Below are 19,339 nucleotides of genomic sequence, written 5' to 3'. Positions count from 1 at the left end.
AAGCTACCGCTATACTTCTTATTTCGCGCTGTTATCCCAGGACCATTCCTCCAGATTGGATGTCACTGGCCAGCCGTGACCATGGGGGTGAATCTGCTGCTCGCCAATGTTTAATCCATTCGTAACCAGATACAGATGGTCTATATTTACGAGCCACGCCCAAGGTGCATCCCCCTGATAACTGAAACCTGTTGTGCCATCCCATTCCGCTTTTTGCCAGTAGGGCAATGCCTCTTCCTCACTGGTGGCCTGAAGGGCCTTCTCCATCCATGAATCCACGACAGGATTACTGTACAGTCCTACATTGTAATATCCCTCTCCCTTGTGGGTACTGCTATAGAGGTTATAGGTTTCCAGTGGATCATGACTGCCCCAACCAAATAATACAGCGTTGGAGTAAGCCATCTTTTTCGTCTCTTCACGGCTTTTACCTTCAACATTGATTTTAATTCCCGCCTGGGCAACCATATCCGCAGCAGCTAAGGCCAGAGATTGTCTTGTTATATCCCCTGCAAAATAAAGCAGATTGAACTCGGCCTTAACCCCGTTTTTCTCGACGATACCATCACCATCTGCATCCACCCAGCCACCAGACGCCAGAATGCGCTTCGCTTCATCAAGATTGGCATCCGTAAATACAGCTTCTGCATTGCTCCAAGGCAGATCATCACTGACGGAATAAGCAGGACGACCATATCCTTCAAGTACACCCTCAACCAAAGCCTTACGATCAATCACGACATTCACCGCTTGGCGAATCGCCAGATCGGATGTCACATCATTCCCTGCGGGGAGACCATCGCCCGACTTGGCACCAGCAGGCTGCATGGGGAACATAATGCCCCGGTTATCTACCGTTTTTACGGCCTCTAATGTCATGCCATTCACTTGTTGTTTGCTAAATGCTGCCGGGATCGCAGCGATATCCACTGTACCTGCCTGTGCAGCAGCATAGGCCGCATCTTCATCCAGATAGAGGAAGGTGAGTTTGTGGAATGCAGACTTGTTACCGTAATACTCTTCATTGGCTTCAACGATGGCTTGTTGTCCTTTGTCCCACTGAACCAGCTTGTACGGTCCTGATCCAACCGGATGCTCTGCATAATCAGCACCATAGGCGTGTTCAGGCACAATGCCGAGTGTCGTCAGCAGGCTGATGAATGTTGACTGCGGCGACTTCAGTGTGAATATGACCGTTTGATCATCAGGTGCCTGCACATCAGCCATATTCGTCAAATCAATCACAGAACCACTCTGAGCAGCCGTATCAAACGTAAATTTCACATCCTCAGACGTCAAAGGTTCCCCATCAGAGAACTTCACATCATCCCGAAGCGTAATCTTCCAGGTTAACCCATCTTCACTAACGGAGTATGCCGTAGCCAGATCGTTAACCAGTTGAAGCTTGGCGTCTCTCTTCAGCAAAGTACTCTGGAAAAGCGGTGAACCATATTGCCCCCATCCGGTTGTCGGATCAAACCCGCCTTCCGGCTCGGTACCAACAGCCAGCACCAATTCGTCCTTGGTTGAGGTTGTTCCGGACTGGCCATTCTCTGCTGATGAAGCTGTTGGCGCCGATCCCTGTGCACAACCCGATAATCCAATGGAACATATAAGCAGGAAGCCTAATCCTGTTCTAACTGTTCTTCGTTTTCCCCATCTCCATGTAAATCTGTCCATTCTGGTCGTTCCCCCTCTAAATATGTGCTGCACTCACTTATTCCGTGTTACTTTTTACGGAAATTGTAGCACAAAACGCAAAACTTATGTCAATAAAGTTCACTCCAAAATCCAAATATTTTCATATATTTGATTTAATCATTGAAAATTCATATAAACCGGCAACTGTATCGCTTCATAAAGTTAGGTATTGTAACAAACAACAAAAAAAACAGACGGTTGGCATCTAACCAAAGGTCTGTTTTTTAGATTCGCTATATTTTCATAGAAATTGACTCACACTTCATTTCATCTTAATCGGCAGAACGATGATGTTTATGATGATGACTGTGACCATGCTGACTCGCACTGTGATTGTGATCCTGACTTTGATTCGGATTGTCATCCTGATCATGACTATGAGCATAAGCCAGTTTGTTGAGTTCATCCACAAAGGTCACAGAAAGCTCAGCATACAAGACCCCTTTTTGTACTTGGATCTGTTGATGCAGGTGACGCAACCGCCCCAGGTTTCCCCGTACTGCAATGACCTCCAGGCATTGGTCATGGTTCAGGTGTACATGCATATTGGAGATGATGTCATGATGCGCCTCATGTTGGAGCTCCATCAAGCGAATGGGAAGATCACTGACATGGTGATCATAGACCATCACAATGGTGCCAGCTACATCCTGATCGGATTGCAGTACGGAAGGTTGAAGTAATGTTTTGCGAACAAGATCACGGAAAGCTTCGGATCGGTTTTTGTATCCCTGTTCCTCAATATACTGGTCAAACTGCTCAATTAGAGGTGTCGGAAACGCCACCCCGAACCGGGTCAAATCTTCTTTGTCTGCCATGCTTCTCCTCCTGCGCCCTCATTTGCTTCGAGTGTACCACAGACTTGTCTGCTCATCGACTATACTGTTGCATAAATCGTACTGCCGAACGTATTGCCTGTTGACCAGCATCACTCTTCAGATCAAATTGATAATCATGTCCCAGCTTCTCTGAGGAGTTCGAGAAAAATAACGTTTCCGTATCAACATCAAGTCGCTTCAAGACTTGTGCCAGCTCAATCGATTGACTGGTCAACGGGTCATCATTGCCTGAGGTAATAAATGCAGGCGGGTACGCTTCGGTAGTCTGTAGAACGGTCGACATTTCATCTAATCTTGGGTAGTCTTCAAATGTTTTGACTCCCGTATATGACCAGAGAAATGTACGTATGAGTGGAAAGCCTGTTTCCGCTACTGTGCTCAGATTGTAAGGACCACAGAATAGAAGAACCCCACGTAATTCTTCTGGCTGAACGGATGGTGTTATATTCATCAGCTTGGCGAGGGATGGATTCGTCACCACGGCCGCAGTCTGACTTGCAATCTGGGCACCTGCCGAGTTGCCTGCGAGAAATATGTTTTCCGGGTCACCCTGATACTCGCTGACATGGTTCTTCACGTAAGTCAAAACCTGATTCGTCTGGATCACGGGAGTGGGATATGTCGTATCTGGTGCGAGCGCATAATTCATACTAACGACAACGTAACCCTGCTTGGCTAATTGTACGGCATACTCTGCGATGTCCGCTTTGTCTCCCAAGACCCATCCACCGCCATGAACCCACAACACGACCGGCAAAGGTTCCGATGTTACGGAAGGATGATAGATATCCAGCGTACTGTCATTACGGCCTTCGTCTGCATAGGGCACATTCGCAACACGAGTTACGCCTTCCGAGATTATACGATCTTTGCTGTTCCTATCTTGATTAGCAATCTCAATGAATGATTTTAATAAAAATACCGTTATTTTGGGTGTGAATTGAGCACCCATTCCAACAAAACCTATGATGAAAATGAGTACAACGCTGGGAATCCAGTACCGTTTACGTTTAAACCCTCTTGCCCCCGTACGTTTTGCCTCCAACTTGGACTGCAACAGCTTCACCTCGTTCCATCATCATCGAAGCGTCTTTACATCTAAAGTGGTGTACGTTGCGGAGAGGACCGGGTTTCCTCTTATTTGGATCTCTTGGCGATTTCCTGTCTGACTTTCATATATGTAGTGGATACTTTTTGCTCCAAAGTGTGGATATGTTGTTTTGTACCTGCCCACTTCTCTGCTGCAGAAGCCAATGTGTTCAATGAGCTGAGTACACGCGACGTTTGGCCTTGCTTTGTATTCTGTTTGAACTGTTGTAGCGCGCCCGAATATCGTTCTTTTGCCAGAGTTGCCTGTTTTTTAGCCGTTTGAATCTGTTTTTTCGCCGAGTCGGCCCCTGCTAGCATAGCTCGTAAACGTTTTATTTCAGTGCTCTTCCGTTTACGCGCTTCAGCAAGTTCCTTTTTCTTGATCCGAATGTCTTCTCTGGCGAGCTGCACAACGGGTTTTAATGTCTCCGCCTGCGTACGGATTGCTGCACTCCATTCCTTATTTTTGATGGCTTTGGCTGCATCCAGCTGTCGATTGACTGAACTATAGAGGGCGAATAGCGGTTCATATCGGGCTTGGGTCTGTTTTACCTTTTCAGATAAAGCCGCGATTTTCGCGTCATCGGTTTGTCTTATTACTACACGCAATCGCTCCAATTCCGCGGTATTGGCGGCATGAAGTGTTTTTATTTTTTGTTCCCAAGCCTGCTCTTGAGCCTTCCAGTTCCCTACTTTCTCATACGTTTGCTTCAAGGTTAACTTGGTTTGGGCATCGGCTTTGTTCAAAACGGAGTCCCAGGCTTTCTGCGCGGTTACACCAAGATCTATGCCCGCCGCCTCGACTGAAGAAGCAAAATAGCTCATGCCTGTGCCGAACAAAATCACAAGTCCTATAAGTAGGCGTGATCCAAATAAAAGAGGAGCGAATGATCGCAAATGAGATCGTTGGACTTTACGTTGACGTGCTGCGTGACTACCGCTATGTCCTGTCAGAACACGAGATGGACCTACACTTGTCTCCATTGAAGCCATGTCCTCTAAAGCTAAATCTTCGATAGGCTGTCGGACCTTCGTTCCTTCCAAGAAACCATGATGGTCTATGAAGTGATGTGATCTTGATAATTCCAATAGGGAACAACTATATACCATCGCTAACATGGCCTCATGTCCATTTATCGTTTCCTTCCATGCTTCTGTTTGCATGCGTCTCTACACCCTCTCTTCTAAAATATGTAGCAGAATCGCCAACGAAATCAGCGAACGACAAAAAAGCACCCGCAAGACAGGCATTTGCCTGCTCTTACGGGTGCTTCCCTCATAAGCCGTTCCATATGAGATTCGATTGAACGAGTCGCTCGAACCTTCCCTTTTTCTAATATATTCCATTCGCTGTATCTGGTCAAGTCGAGTCTATATAAATTGAATTAAAGAATATTTACACTCCACACTCCGATGACAGAACAACCTTCCGATCGCTGTTATCCCCAGATTTTTTTGATTCCTTTTATAAAGGGGAAATCCGGGGATAAAGGCGAACGCTCCGCTTCTTCAGGTCCTTTCTGTCCTCTCCGTTTTGTGTAAATAGTTTAGTTCAATTTATATAGTTTTCCTGGTCTAATATCAACCCTTTAATCAACGGGAGAACCCTTCCCGCTTATGGTTAACAACCTATATAACTCAACTTATTGATTGACCAGTATAGCTTTCATTGCCTCTGTTAGGTCTTCTTCTTTCAGCATCATGTAGATGTTCTCGCCACGAGTCACATTCAACTTAATCTGGTAGATGGTATCTTTCTCTGTTTTATAACCAGACCGTTGACGTTTGAGCAAATCGCTAATGATTTCTTTATTTTGGGTTGCGACCTGCTTCTTGATACTTAGACTCCCATCGATATATTCGGGCTCCGGGTTCGCCCACTGAAGCGAACCCGGACTGTTGATCTCCTGCTTCACAAACTGTGCGGAGACAATCTCGTCTGCCTGGACAAGCAACTGGTCGTATAAGTTGTTCTCCTTCAACCAGGCCAGCACCCGATCATAGCTAGGTTTGATCTCAAAATTCCACATCTCCCTCGGTTGAGTTGGATCTTTCGAAGACGAGTCCTGATTCATCTCTGCGTAAGCAAACGACTGCCACGGAGAGCGCTGTTCTTCGTAGGTCTGATCCAAAATGTCCTGTCTCAATAGTTCCTTGAACTCACGGACTTGCTCCGGATTGCTGATGTACACCTTTCGGTATGAACTTGTGGAAGAACGAATGCCAAAACTTAATGCATCTTCTTCCAGCTTATACGTTTCAAAGGCAACTCTTTTGTAGTCCTGGGATTGTTTCAGAGCCATCAATTCCTGATGGAATTCAGCTTCTGGAATATAGTATTTACGTTTTATCAACTTGCCGTTATCCAGCTTGTAGTTAATAAATACATACTCATCGTTACGCATCCCTGGATTGATCGGATCATTCAATAAAGGAAGATCGGAATCGACAATTTTTTGATGAAGAGCGATAACTGCCCCCATGTATTCCGAATCATTGGAATAGAGGTGACCGTCATCCATCTTCTGATTGACACCATTACTATAGATATAACGATCCCCGCCAAGCTTGATACTTTTAACCTTATTCAGTTCAGGCACTCGGGCAGCGTATCCATTCCAATCGGCAATAGGTACGTACAGTATCAGACCAGCGATAATACCATATAGAATCATCTTGGGTAGTAACTTGCTGCTCCAGATCAACCATGTTTTACGAATAATCATCTCGGCAATGATATAACCTACAATTCCACCAAGAATATATCCGAAGATTCCCCATCCGGCTGATTCTCTTGGAGCAATGATCGTGAAGTAAGCTCCGCCAATCAGAACAAGCGTAAACATTAAACCAAAGCGGAATATAGGTTTTACTAGAGTGAATGTAACTGCTTGTGTAGCGGACTCAACCTGTCTCTTTGCATAGAGCACATAAGTCAGCGGAATAAACAGGATTGTAAATATCGAATAGATTATAAGCTCTCCATTAGTGACAGGAGAATAACTGATTGAAGCTACACGAAGAACAAGTGACATTTCTTCCGCATTACGTCCCAATTCATCGTACGGATATCCAAGCAAATAATGCTGGAGATGAAGTGACATAATGAACCACACAACAACAGGTAACAAGAGTAGCGCGTACACAGTGAGCCCCTGCAAAACAGATTGACCAATGCACATGCCGACCGCCACAGTTAGCATGAACATAAACAACGAGTAAATACTCATGCTCAAGCCCCACATCCAGATCGCACTGCCATCGAACAGAAAAGCAGGTTGGTCCAGCACTGCCCATACCCAGCCGGTAATCGCAGTTGTAATCCAGATTGGAAGCAGGATCATGGCATATCCAGTCAACAGATTAACCGTTAACAGATGTTTACGACGTAAAGGCAAACTATGGAACAGATCAGAAGGTGAACCGGATTGAATATATCGAAAAAGAAAGATTCCAGCCGCTACGGGTAGTGTAATGGCGAACAGAATCTGCACTTCACCATTGGCCTGAAACAGACTTGTAATCTGCTGTGGCACGTCCCTGTACTCCGTAGCGATATATAACGGTAACGAGAACAGCAACGTGATTAGATATAAAATGCCGATCCATCCATGCTGTCTGAAATTTTGGATCAGGATGCCCCGGTTACAGAACAATCGGTTGAATATCATACCCTGCGTCCTCCATTTCGTAGATAAAGATTTCTTCGAGCGTCAGAGGCAGTACATCCAGCAGATACGGATCATGTATACGGAATTGATCCGTTACCTGTTGTCGGTTGCCTTTGACAATGTACAGAGATACACTTCCCCGTTTTTCTTCATGCAAAATATCAATCTGTTCATCCATGGCTTTGGCATGGTCCGGATGTCGGAAAGCAACCTGGATTTTGTGCGTATCGGCCTTCAGATCATCGAGATCCTTCTCTACAATAATTCGGCCTTTGTGCATAATCGCCACATGGTCACACAGATCTTCAATCTCACGCAAGTTGTGCGACGAGATAACAATGGTTACCTGACGCTCAGCTGCTTCCTGGAAGAGCAAGTTTTTGATCTGCTGGCGCATGACCGGGTCGAGGCCGTCAATCGGCTCATCCATCAGCAGCACTTCAGGCATGCAGCTAAGTCCCAGCCATACGGCTGCCTGACGGCGCATGCCTTTGGACATGCGATGCAGCTTACGTTTTACATCCAGTTTGAACACGGTGGCCAGTTGCTTGAACCGCTCCTCATTCCAGCGTGGATATACGGAACGATAAAATGCAGCCATCTGAGTTATTGAAGATTGTGGGAAAAAGTAGGGCGCATCTGCCATAAAGATCGTGCGGCCTTTGAGATCCATATTTTCATAAATTTCAGCATCCTCGATACGAACAGTCCCGCTATCCTGACGGTAAATACCAGCCATCATTTTGAGCAGCGATGTCTTGCCTGCCCCGTTGGAACCGAGCAAACCATAGATCGATCCCTTATGTATGTTCATCGTTACGCCATCCACTGCCTTTTCCTGTTCAAACGCTTTGACGACTTGATTCAGCTCAATCATGAGGCTCCTCCTTCTCTATACGGGCCATCGCTTCCTCAAACAAAAGCGTCATATCCGCTTTGGTCATACCGGAATACGAAGCTTCTGCAATCAACTTCACCAGAGACTCTCTGATCTCATCTCTCATGGCTTCATTCGGATGTTCCACTGACGATGATACGAAGCTTCCTTTTCCCTGCAAAGAATAGATGTAACCTTCACGTTCAAGCTCGCGATACGCTTTCTGAATCGTATTCGGATTCACAGTCAGCTGCGTGGATAACGCACGAACGGAAGGAAGCTGCTCGTCAGGCTTTAGAATACCGTATACGATCATTTCTTTGACTTTGTCCACCAGTTGCTCGTAGATCGCCTTACGACTGCGTACATCTAATTCGAACATCCCGCACCTCCTTTCTGTAAATGTTTGAAATAACCTATGGGTTTAAATGACTGTATCTGAAGTGTATTAGGTGTATTAACTGTACTACTATTATTAATACAGTTAATCGGATTGTCAACCGTTAACTTTGACTTCCTGTTTTATTCGGAGTACGTTAAAAGAGATAACATATGGTTTATTTGACATATCAAAATATTTGGGAGCAAGTTCGTCTCGGATTAGTACGGGGTATAATTAGAGTGGCATTCATATGAGGTCAGGTGAGATAGGCTTACTGAAGTGATACGTCTACTTGAAGCGTTATGGTTATTTGATGTGATACGCCTACCCGAGACCTTTGCTTGACGCTTTTGACAGAATTACATTACAAAGGTTGTTCAGGTCTTTCCCCTTCCGTTATGATGGAGATGAACTATTGTTCAATAATCACTGTATCTTGATTACTATTTTGTGCACGTTTAACCTGATTGATTGTTAGGTCTGTCATGCGCTATATGTTGTGTTGCTTGGTAGATTCATTGTCTGCACGGTGGTTGGCTGTTCAGCAAGCAGCTATATTAGAGTTAGCAAAACGATGCACTTGCTTTAAATTCGGGGTTGGTATGAATGAGCTACTATGCAGTGGTTGAGTGTAGACTTCGCTTGTTATTCATTGGGTTTGTTGGTATGAAATTTGAAGATTGATATTTGTCTGTTCGTATGAGGTGCCAACTCGTGTTGTCCGCCCTGCGCATACATATTGCAGATATGTCTTTCAAAGGGTGGACACGGACATGTGTAATCAAGCTGAAATTAATATTCTGCATATAGATTGTTAACATTTCTTTAATCAAACAACTTCTATATGTAGTGTTTCATTTATTTGGAGAGATATAGTACCTTTTTAGAAAAAGTGTCCACTCTTTGAAAGACAAAATTGAGATAAATGTTCTTTTGTAGTGGACAAATATATGATCGTATTTAACGGATACAAGTTGAACTATACATTCACAGAGAAATAAATAATCAGAGAATAAATATTCAAAGCAGGAATACAGCCGAAGAAGTGTAGCTGAAACATTCTGTAGGAAGCTACCTCCAAAGCATCTGTTACAACCTTAATACCTCACAAGGAGAATTCGAGATGAATGAACATAAACAGGATGAACAGCAAAGTAATAAACCGAACGCATCACTCGAAGCTAATGGACACCCGGGGGAAATAACTGGGGAGATGATCACTTCAGATATCCGGTCGGTCCAAACAAATTCATCACAACGTGTGTTAATTGTCACTGCGGTGGATGCGGAAAAAGATGCAGTTCTCCGCGGCTTGGGCGACACGGCCGCGGAACGTTTTGACGTCATTGCTGCGGGCGTTGGCCCAGCCTCGGCCGCAGCTGGAACAGCCGCTACATTGGCATATGCCGTAGCGGCTGCGAGCACAAGTGCGTTGGCGCACGGTTCCACCGCGCCAAGCCCATCGGATGTGGCACAGACATCTGCCACATCCGATGGGCCGGGGCCCCTTGCCGGGGCCGGATATTCACCAGCCTACAGGCTGGTGATCAGTGCCGGCATCGGCGGCGGGTTCCCCGGCCGGGCGGACGTCGGCTCCCTCGTGGTAGCCGACGCCATGGTTGCTGCCGATCTGGGCTCGCAGACGCCAGACGGCTTCCTTAGTGTGGACGAGCTCGGATTCGGCTCGTCCATTGTGGCGGCGGACGCGGAGCTTGCCGCTCGCCTGCGCCATGAGCTGCAGCGGGCCGGGCTCGCTGTCAGCGGAGGCACTGCGGTCACCGTGTCCACGGCGACCGGAACAGCGGAGACGGCCGCGGAGCTATTGCGCCGCGTGCCGGATGCCGCCGCCGAAGGCATGGAAGGCTTCGGCGTGGCAACCGCTGCCCAGCAGTTCGGCGTGCCAGCACTCGAACTCCGGGCCATATCCAACGCGGTCGGTCCACGCGACCGCGACGCTTGGCGCATCAAGGATGCCCTCGATGCGCTCCAGGCTGCAAGTTCCATTTTACGGGAGGTTATTACATCATGAAAATTGCATTTTCCCCTTGTCCAAATGATACATTTATCTTTCACGCGTGGGTGCACGGGCTGATTCCGGGCGCACCTGGACTGGATGTCCGGTATGCTGATATTGATATTACCAATGGTCTGGCGGCAAATCCGGATGGACCCGACACACCTGAAGTGATGAAAATATCTTATGCAGCACTGCCATACGTGTTATCTGACTACGCTCTGCTTCCAGCTGGAGGTGCACTCGGCAGAGGATGCGGTCCGCTGGTTCTGACCGCAAACGGTACGACCGATCCAGCCTATCTGTCTGGACGACGAGTTGCTGTGCCGAGCGAACGCTCAACAGCATATTTGTTGTTCCGTCTATGGGCAGCGCAAAATGTTCCTGGCGGCGTAGGTGAGATTGTGGTCATGCCATTTGACCAGATCATGCCTGCTGTGCGGGACGGCAAGATTGATGCCGGACTTGTCATCCATGAAGCACGCTTCACGTACCAGAACTATGATCTCAAACTGATGACGGATCTTGGTAACTGGTGGGAAAGCGATACTGGTCTTCCGATTCCGCTCGGAGCAATCATTGCACGTCGCGACATGGATGCTCACGCCCTCGCCGGATGGGCACGCGCCTCCGTTGAATATGCATGGGCGCACCCGGATGAGTCGAGAGCATACGTGATGGAACATGCTCAAGAAATGGATCCTGACGTGGCTGCACAGCATATCGGACTGTATGTTAACGAATTCAGCGCTAATCTGGGCGATGATGGATATGGTGCGATTACTGCACTACTTGGACGTGCCATGAAAGAAGGACTCGTTCCTGAGTTCGATCTTGATCTGTTGCGGATCTAATATTAGATTTTTTTCAGCTATTTCTTTAGCTATTTCTTTAGCTATTATGCTGGCTATAATCTGTACGCTCTAAATCTAACGAACCCTACGCACCCTATTTAGCCTAATATCATGCGTTGAGAATTCTAACGAATCTCAGACACTCTATTCATCTAGAAATGGGTCATATCACTGAAATTTCGCTTATTTTCATTCAATAACGCTTCTACGATTCGTTAGAAATGGGTATGTGCAAATTTCAAGTGAATAGCGTGCGCTGGGTTCGTTAGACTTGAGCGACACACGATCTCGACATAGAAGCAGAAAGAGCTGTCCCCTAACGTCAGATTCATGACGATGGGACAACTCTTTTTTTTGACTTTATATACAATTCTATATTCAACTTCTTATTTCAACTTTTTATTCTACTTCATGTTCAACTTCATATCTATCACTCTACTCAACCCAAGATCAAAGCAGAAAGAACCCCATGCAACTCCAAGCTCTCCACGTCATCTTGAACCCTACTGTACTCCATTATCCCAGCCCACTGCTCTCCCATTCACAATTGCGGTCTACGATACAAATCCAACCATCGCCTACGATCTGCTGCAACCGCAACCGAACGATAGCAAACCTTCCCTACGATTCAGCCACAATGGTGCGGATCATCATCCGCAGCGCATCCAGCATCACGGGTATAGGTAGCGAAGGGACGGAAGGCTGAAACACAGCCATCTCTGTCGAGGCCGGAAAGTGCACAAATCCGGCACGGATCGGAAGTTGCCCTACTCGAATGTGATCGAGCAACCGGTACATCGTGTTGTTGCAGATATACGTGCCTGCTGTATTAGAGACGGCTGCGGGAATACCTGCTGCTGACATGTCATTCACCATGGCTCGGATCGGCAACGTGGAGAACAAACCGTCTGGGCTGCCGTCTACAATGGGCTCGTCCACGGGACGTTGCCCCTGATTATCCGCGTAGGAGCCAGGCGGAATGTCTTTGACATTCACGGCAATCCGCTCCGGTGTGATGCATGTTCTGCCCTTGGCCAGCCCACAGGCGATAACAACATCCGGCCGATAGGCTTCCATCTCTGCGATGAGCAGGTCTGCACATTCATCGAAGTGCACGGGCAACAGTACTGTTTTTAGCTGCTCAGCCCCCTCCACCACCTCGTTCGCAAGAGCTTCCATTAACGCTCCAGTCGGATTCACTGTGTCCCCACCAAAAGGTTCAAACCCGGATATCAGAATTTTCACCATTACACGTCAGCTCCCGTCTGTTTACTCTGATTTGTAACGCAATCCCCACTGACCCCGAATCGTGTCCATCAGTTTCATAATTTCCAGGGATTCGTCCAGTTTAATGGTATTGCTCTCCGTCCGACCTTCGAGGATACAGCGTCCGGCTTCTTCTGCCTCAAAAGCATAACCAATACATGTTCGATCATCCGTGAATTTCTCCGGCTCGTCCTGACCGTTCACATGCAGATAAGCATCTTTGCCCGCGAGGAACAAAGGCAGACGAATCTTGCCCTCCGTACCGTATATGACCGCTTCATTGCTGAGGTTCAGACGAATGGCAGCACTCAATGAAGCGGAGCGTCCCTCGGAATAGGACAACAACACGGAAAACTGCTCATCCACACCCGTCTCACCAATATTGGCCGTACTCCATACATGCTGGGGCTGTTCGCCAAAGATCATCGAAGCAAAGGAGATCGGGTACACCCCTGCATCCAGCAAAGCTCCTCCACCCAGATCCGGATTAAGCAACCGTCCTTCCGGCTCCCAACCGGCACGGAAACCAAAGTCTGCCTGAAGCAAACGTACTTCACCAATTCGACCTTCTGCGATCCATGCTCTAGCTTGAGCAATCGGCGGCAAAAAGCGTGTCCACATCCCTTCCATCAGGAAAAGATTGCGCTCCCGTGCCGTCTCCACCAGTTGCTCCAACTGACGCGCATTCATCGTAAACGGCTTTTCACAGAGTACCGCCTTGCCTGCCTCGAGACACGCCATGACATTCTCCTTATGCACAGGATGTGGTGTTGCCACATAGATAATATCTACCTCAGGATCTTGCAGCATCTCATCATACGAGCCGTAAGCGCGTGCAAAACCATATTCAGCTGCAAACTTCTCCGCGCTTCCCGCTGTCCGCGAACCTACCGCTGCTTTCACTGCGTTCCCGGCATGCTCCAGATCCTTTGCAAACTGGGATGCAATCCATCCCGTGCCCATAATGCCCCAACGTACTTTGTTCCGTTCCACTACTTCTGTCATATCGAAGCCTCCCTACTGCAATTTGGGTTGAAAATGTTCATGATTTAGATCAGGCCAACATGGTATCCCCTTTATTTTACCAAAAAGAAACGCCTACGTCAGAAAACGGTTTCGATTATTTACTTTTATTTACGTTCATTAGACTTCCACCTCATCAGCACCTCGAACATATCTGTGTACATTTCAATTCTCCAATAGATTTGCTAAGATTATCAGCAGGCTAGGGCCAAGAGGTCTTGTCCTATGCATGCTTGTAACCAGTAATAATCCGGTTAAATTAACCATCACACCTGATTAACAACATCCTATCCCTGTCTTACAGGTATATAAAAATATCTGACTATACTGCGAAGGCCCAGACAGCAACTCAGCCAATAATTATACTCCAGCGTCTCCGAGCTGACGGTAAGCTCTTGGTATAGTTATCACAAAGCGCGATCCAGAATCTGCACATGTGTCCACACGGCATGATCCGGGTATATGCCCCTATTCAATCCATACAATTCTTGCCTCATGCCACGCGATCAATGGATGTTCAACAAAGACGTTCAGGTCCGCCAAAATATCGTACGTTCCCGCTTCAATCATGACCTAAATAGCTGTTCAATGATTACCTAATAACTTTTCAAAAGAGAGGAGGTCACAAGCACCATGACTACCGTCCCTGGTACGGCCCACAGCGGCATCAATCCATACCTGTTGCATCAGCAGACAAATCCCCGTTCAGAAAAGGAACCCTCAAACCGGGCAGATCTGGATGCATTCCTGAATGATACCCTGATCGAACTTCGTCAGGCAGAACATATCATAACCCGTGGTAAATGGCGCTGGTCCACTACTGAACTTGCTCATCATACCTTTATATACATGCACAAATTCACAGGCCAACTGATCATGAATGGGACCGAATCCCACCTGGTTCGCAAATCAGCTTGTCTGTGCACACCCGGCGCTTCAATTGAACTGATCGGAGATGAAGACCATGATATTGAACTGTATATCATTCACTTCGATCTATATCGGGCTACGGAGAAAACCAAAGCCAGACGCATCTACGAACGTGAACTCAGTTCACCGGTTACAGGCTGGATTCAGGGTCCATTTTACGGTATACAGCGCATTGCCGTGCAGCTTACACACCTTAACAACGAAAATGCACAAAAAGACTTGAAGGCACAGCTCCTCCTGACGGAACTGTTGCATATGCTCTGGCCTCAACAACAAGAAGATCAGACTGACGCAGCGGCTGGGCAGGAGGAACCGGAACAGTGGCTCAGGTCCACCCTGCAATATATGCGTGAAAACTATATGTACGAAATCAAGCTGGAAAAGCTGGCTGAACTGGCCGACATGCATCCGTCCTATTACTCACAGCTATTCAAGAGCCGCATGCAGAAGAATCCGATTGAATACATCACTCATCTGCGTATGAACCGGGCCAAGGAATTGCTGCTCACTTCCGATCTGCGTATCCGTGATGTGGCTCGTGAAGTGGGTTACCGTGACGAATTCTATTTCAGCCGACGTTTCCGGAACCATGCTGGTTATGCGCCAACTTCCTATGCGAAGCAGGTTCACCGGAACATCGTGTCGCTCTCCTATCCATACACAGACCATCTGATGACACTTGGCGTCACACCATGCGCAGCTCAGATCCAGGGGCACCTGCCTCATCTGCCCAAATCGCTGGCACTGCCCTTCCATGCTTACGAACCGTGGGAACAAGGACGTCAGGCATTCCTCAATGTGAATCCTGATTTGATTCTGACCAAGGACAATGCCACTGCAAAAGCCATGGAGCATATTGGCGATGTCGCCCCTATCATCACCATTCCCTGGAACCAGACAGACGTCTTCGGTCATCTGCATCAGATCGCATCCATTGTGGATCGTACCCAAGCCGCGACAGATTGGCTGGATCGACATGAGCGCAAAGCGGAGCGTGCACGCAAAAAAATGAAGGAAATCGTCGGAGATATTACCGTTGCCGTTGGCACGTTAACGCCTAAAGGCCCACGGATGTACAGCCATCGCAACTTCGGACATGTCTTTTACCGCAGTCTGCAATTGGCCGTTCCTCAGCGCATTCAGACCGAACTGGCTGGCAAACCTCCCGGCGTCGGATTCAACTGGTTGCCCTTCACACCAGGAGAGTGGGATGGTTTGGAGGCAGATGTGCTGGTACTGGCGATTAATTCTATGCATGAAAAGGCAACACTATGGAAAGAGATGGCTTCGAATCCACTATGGAACAGCCATCCCGCGGTAAAAAACGGACGTGTGCATCTCATCGACTGGAACTCATGGGTCGTATATGCTCCATATTCCATCAACATCCAGCTCGATGAAGCGCTCTCTATGTTGACGAACAAACCTTCACTTTTGTAATCTAAAAAATGTCCATCTCCAGAATCTTAATTTATGCCATGTACGGGCCTGAATTAAGATTCTATAATGATGACTAATTGATAATGATAATCAATAACAATGAAATACGTTGTTGGTACCAAAGGAGTGACCCGTATTCAACATCCGGGACTGCCACATCGTCCATCTAATTCAAAAAAATCTGCGGTGACCGTTGGGCTGACGTTTTTGTCTGCCATAGCCATACTGCTGCTAAGTATGTTTGTCGCCATCTCGTTAGGTGCCAAAGGGCTAACGCTGGAAACCGTATGGGCTGCCATATTTCAGTACAACCCGGCTTTGACACCACATCAGATTATTCATGAACTGCGGCTGCCTCGTGTGCTTGCAGCGGTTATCATCGGCGCTGCCTTTGCTGTTGCAGGAGCTTTAATGCAAGGCATTACACGTAATCCGCTGGCAGACACGGGCATTCTGGGCATCAATGCCGGAGCCACTTTTGTGGTAGCACTGAGCTTCGCCTTTTGGCCCGGACTGCCATATGGCTGGATCATGGTTTTATCATTCGTGGGGGCTGTCTTGGGCACACTGCTTATCTTCCTGCTTGGAATGGCAGCACCTGGTGGTCTGAATTCCATCAGACTGACCGTTGCCGGGGCTGTTATTGCAGCCATGTTAACCTCCCTCAGCACAGGCGTTGCCATTTATTTTGACCTGAGTCAGGATCTGGCCTTCTGGTATGCAGGAGGTTTTGGCGGAATTGAATGGCGGCATCTCAAGCTGATTCTTCCCGTGCTGCTCGCAACACTCGTCCTGATTATGCCACTCGCCCGGCGTGTATCCCTTATGTCACTCGGAGAAGAAGTCGCGATTAATCTCGGGATCAACCTGCGCTGGACGAGGTTTCTCGCCCTCGTAGCAGTTGTTGTGCTGGCTGGTGTGTCCGTGTCGGCAGTAGGCTCAATTGGATTTGTTGGACTCGTCATCCCCCATATCTCACGCAAACTGGTGGGTGTGGATTATCGACTCATCATTCCGATGTCTTCTCTGCTTGGTGCGATATTACTGGTGCTCGCCGATCTGGGCTCACGCATCGTGAACCCGCCGGAAGAACTCGCAGTAGGTATTATGGTTGCCTTTGTCGGTGTACCGTTCTTCCTCTATCTGGCCCGTAAAGAAAGGAGGGCCTTGTAGCGATGAATTTCAATACACCTTCACGATCACGAGGTAAACGTTCGTTAGTCGTCAGCATCACACTGCTCTGCATCGCCATTGCCGTAATTGTAATCAGCCTGAACACGGGAACCATTCGCCTCTCCCCAGTAGCTGTGTTACAGACCTTGCTTGGTCACGGCAGTTCGGATGATCAGATTGTACTGTTTGATTACCGACTGCCTCGCATCCTGGTTACTGTACTGGCCGGAGCGGGACTTGGTATTGCCGGAGCAGCCTTGCAAGGGATTACCCGCAATCCGCTGGCGGACCCGGGCATTCTGGGATTACATGCAGGGGCAGCATTTGGACTAATGGTGTTTGTTAGTCTCTCCTTTACAATGGATGGCTCTGTAGCCTTGCTGATTCCGTTGTTCGCTTTTGCAGGCAGTGTTGCCGCCGCCCTGATCATCATGCTGTTATCTTATGATCGCCATAACGGCGTATCTCCCATTAAGCTGATTCTGGTGGGAATCGCGGTAGCGGCCGGGTTCCATGCGTTGACCCTCTACTTATCCCTGCGTTTGGATGAAGACACCTATTCCTTTGCCGCTCGCTGGTTGGCAGGTAGCGTCTGGGGCCGGGATTGGATTCATGTGCAAGCGTTGCTTCCCTGGGTGGTGCTATGTATCTCGTACATTTGGAGTCGATCCAAAACGCTTGATGCCTTCAACCTTGGAGATGCTGCCGCAACCAGCATTGGGACGCCTGTTCGATCCCAGCGTATTATTTTGTTGCTCTGTGCCGTAGCCTTGTCTGCCGTCAGTGTATCGATGGCCGGGGGGATTGGCTTTATCGGTCTGGCCGCACCACATCTGGCGCGCAGACTTGTCGGTCCGATGCATCGGCATCTGATCCCTGCTGCCGGGCTCATCGGGATGGTTATTCTGGTGAGCGCCGATACGATTGGGCGAACGATCTTTCAGCCTAACGCCATTCCGGCAGGTGTAGTGGTTGCCGCGATTGGCGCACCTTACTTTTTGTACCTGTTAGTACGAAGCAAGTGATCTTTTTTTTACAAAAACAATAATTACATCCCAGAGATGTTCAAGGAGAATGTGACTACCCATGTTAAAGAAAAACCTTATGCTTGTCATGAGTATCTGTCTGGTGCTTGTGCTCGCTGCCTGTGGAACGGCCAATAACTCGTCATCTGCTTCTGGTGGTTCATCCACGGATACTTCAACCAACAATCAGGATAACAGTGCAGGTTCAGGAGAACCACGTATTGCCTCCATGTCGATCCATCTGACCAATGATCTGCTATCACTCGGTATTACGCCAGTTGGTTCTGTTATCGGTGGCGAAGCCAAAGGCTTCCTGTCCCATGTTGCGGATCGTCTTCAAAATACAACGCCACTTGGTCCGGTTAAAGATCCGGATATGGAAGCTTTGCTTGCTCTGAAACCCGATGTAATCTATCTGGACGAAGAATTCTCGGGTGATGATATTGCCAAGTTCGAAAAAATTGCTCCGGTGCATGTCTTCAATCTGGATGACGGTACATGGCGTGATCATCTGAAAGACATTGGCAAACTCGTGAATCGTGAGAAGGAAGCCGAGCAATACATTCAGGACTACGCGACTGAGACGGAAGAAGTGAAATCTCTGATTCATGACACGATTGGTGATGGTACAGTCATGGCGATTCGTGTTACTGCCAAAGAGTTGCGTGTGTTCAGTACACGCCGTCCCATGGGTCCCATTTTGTATGAGGATCTCGGTCTGACGCCTGCCAAAGGCATCACAGATATCGATTCAACGAAACCGTACCAGGTCGTCTCCCGTGAAATCTTGCCGGACTATGATGCAGATGCAATCTTTGTGGTTGTGAATTCGGATGATGAAGCCCAAACCATGTTCAAGGAGCTGCAAAACAATCCGATCTGGCAAGGTCTGAAAGCAGTCAAAGCCGGTCATGTCTACCCGATTGGGGCACAACCTTGGCTCGATTACTCATCAATCGGTAATAAAATGGCCATGGATGAAGCCAAAGAAATGTTCTCCAAAAAATAACAAAAAAAACCTCACTTTGAAATCGGAACAACGTTGGTATGAATCA

Annotated in this window: 15 protein-coding genes; 6 read left to right on the top strand and 9 right to left on the bottom strand. The window is 47.8% G+C overall.

All coding sequences use genetic code 11. The features are described 5' to 3' along the window. Positions 1 to 18: 18 nt before the first annotated feature. The 7 genes from NLBNIHML_RS23005 to NLBNIHML_RS22975 all read right to left on the bottom strand — a co-directional run bounded on the left by NLBNIHML_RS23005 (position 19) and on the right by NLBNIHML_RS22975 (position 8,559). The gene (locus NLBNIHML_RS23005; protein ID WP_494352856.1) at positions 19 to 1,680 is read right to left on the bottom strand and encodes an ABC transporter substrate-binding protein; all 1,662 of its coding nucleotides are present in this window, start codon (positions 1,678 to 1,680) and stop codon (positions 19 to 21) included. A 293-nt stretch (positions 1,681 to 1,973) separates the two neighbouring features. Further along, a complete protein-coding gene (nikR, locus tag NLBNIHML_RS23000) occupies positions 1,974 to 2,519 on the bottom strand; it encodes a nickel-responsive transcriptional regulator NikR (RefSeq protein WP_494352855.1) in 546 nt (181 codons plus the stop codon). A gap of 52 nt (positions 2,520 to 2,571) precedes the next feature. Beyond that, positions 2,572 to 3,597, bottom strand: a complete 1,026-nt coding sequence (locus tag NLBNIHML_RS22995; RefSeq protein WP_494352854.1) for an alpha/beta hydrolase — start codon at positions 3,595 to 3,597, stop codon at positions 2,572 to 2,574. An 80-nt stretch (positions 3,598 to 3,677) separates the two neighbouring features. Beyond that, a complete protein-coding gene (locus tag NLBNIHML_RS22990) occupies positions 3,678 to 4,613 on the bottom strand; it encodes a hypothetical protein (RefSeq protein ID WP_342572042.1) in 936 nt (311 codons plus the stop codon). A gap of 659 nt (positions 4,614 to 5,272) precedes the next feature. Further along, the gene (locus NLBNIHML_RS22985) at positions 5,273 to 7,300 is read right to left on the bottom strand and encodes a hypothetical protein (RefSeq protein WP_339259203.1); all 2,028 of its coding nucleotides are present in this window, start codon (positions 7,298 to 7,300) and stop codon (positions 5,273 to 5,275) included. Further along, positions 7,275 to 8,177 carry an ABC transporter ATP-binding protein gene (locus NLBNIHML_RS22980; RefSeq protein WP_339259201.1) on the bottom strand — a complete coding sequence of 301 codons (903 nt, stop codon included), beginning with the start codon at positions 8,175 to 8,177 and terminating at the stop codon, positions 7,275 to 7,277. Before NLBNIHML_RS22980 ends, NLBNIHML_RS22985 begins: the two co-directional genes overlap by 26 nt. After that, positions 8,170 to 8,559 carry a GntR family transcriptional regulator gene (locus NLBNIHML_RS22975; RefSeq protein ID WP_339240045.1) on the bottom strand — a complete coding sequence of 130 codons (390 nt, stop codon included), beginning with the start codon at positions 8,557 to 8,559 and terminating at the stop codon, positions 8,170 to 8,172. Before NLBNIHML_RS22975 ends, NLBNIHML_RS22980 begins: the two co-directional genes overlap by 8 nt. 1,213 nt (positions 8,560 to 9,772) lie before the next feature. Here NLBNIHML_RS22975 and NLBNIHML_RS22970 point away from each other — a divergent pair. Beyond that, entirely contained in the window at positions 9,773 to 10,588 is an 816-nt protein-coding gene (locus NLBNIHML_RS22970; protein WP_445252960.1) for a futalosine hydrolase, read from the top strand. Further along, the gene (locus tag NLBNIHML_RS22965) at positions 10,585 to 11,427 is read left to right on the top strand and encodes a 1,4-dihydroxy-6-naphtoate synthase (RefSeq protein ID WP_339259197.1); all 843 of its coding nucleotides are present in this window, start codon (positions 10,585 to 10,587) and stop codon (positions 11,425 to 11,427) included. The genes NLBNIHML_RS22970 and NLBNIHML_RS22965 overlap by 4 nt, the downstream gene beginning before the upstream one ends. A 621-nt stretch (positions 11,428 to 12,048) precedes the next feature. Here NLBNIHML_RS22965 and NLBNIHML_RS22960 read toward each other — a convergent pair. Together NLBNIHML_RS22960 and NLBNIHML_RS22955 are read right to left on the bottom strand one after the other, a co-directional pair. Then, complete coding sequence (locus NLBNIHML_RS22960; RefSeq protein WP_494352853.1) at positions 12,049 to 12,675, bottom strand: pyroglutamyl-peptidase I; 627 nt, start codon at positions 12,673 to 12,675, stop codon at positions 12,049 to 12,051. 21 nt (positions 12,676 to 12,696) lie between these two features. Then, on the bottom strand, positions 12,697 to 13,698 hold the full coding sequence (locus NLBNIHML_RS22955) for a Gfo/Idh/MocA family protein (protein ID WP_494352852.1): 1,002 nt from the start codon (positions 13,696 to 13,698) through the stop codon (positions 12,697 to 12,699). Between the two features lie 651 nt (positions 13,699 to 14,349). Here NLBNIHML_RS22955 and NLBNIHML_RS22950 point away from each other — a divergent pair. From NLBNIHML_RS22950 to NLBNIHML_RS22935, 4 genes are all read left to right on the top strand, one after another. Beyond that, positions 14,350 to 16,086, top strand: coding sequence for a helix-turn-helix domain-containing protein (locus NLBNIHML_RS22950; protein ID WP_494352851.1), 1,737 nt, complete (start codon positions 14,350 to 14,352; stop codon positions 16,084 to 16,086). Positions 16,087 to 16,323: 237 nt separating this feature from the next. Continuing rightward, positions 16,324 to 17,259, top strand: a complete 936-nt coding sequence (locus NLBNIHML_RS22945; RefSeq protein ID WP_494354745.1) for a FecCD family ABC transporter permease — start codon at positions 16,324 to 16,326, stop codon at positions 17,257 to 17,259. A 2-nt stretch (positions 17,260 to 17,261) separates the two neighbouring features. Next, positions 17,262 to 18,284 (top strand): FecCD family ABC transporter permease, encoded by a 1,023-nt coding sequence (locus NLBNIHML_RS22940; protein WP_339240037.1) that lies wholly within the window; start codon positions 17,262 to 17,264, stop codon positions 18,282 to 18,284. Positions 18,285 to 18,345: 61 nt separating this feature from the next. Then, on the top strand, positions 18,346 to 19,293 hold the full coding sequence (locus NLBNIHML_RS22935; RefSeq protein WP_339240036.1) for an iron-hydroxamate ABC transporter substrate-binding protein: 948 nt from the start codon (positions 18,346 to 18,348) through the stop codon (positions 19,291 to 19,293). The last annotated feature ends 46 nt before the right edge of the window (positions 19,294 to 19,339 follow it).

The organism is Paenibacillus sp. JNU01 (assembly GCF_059130585.1).
The sequence above is the reverse complement of the archived record's forward strand: the minus strand, read 5'-3'. Positions and strand labels throughout refer to the sequence as shown.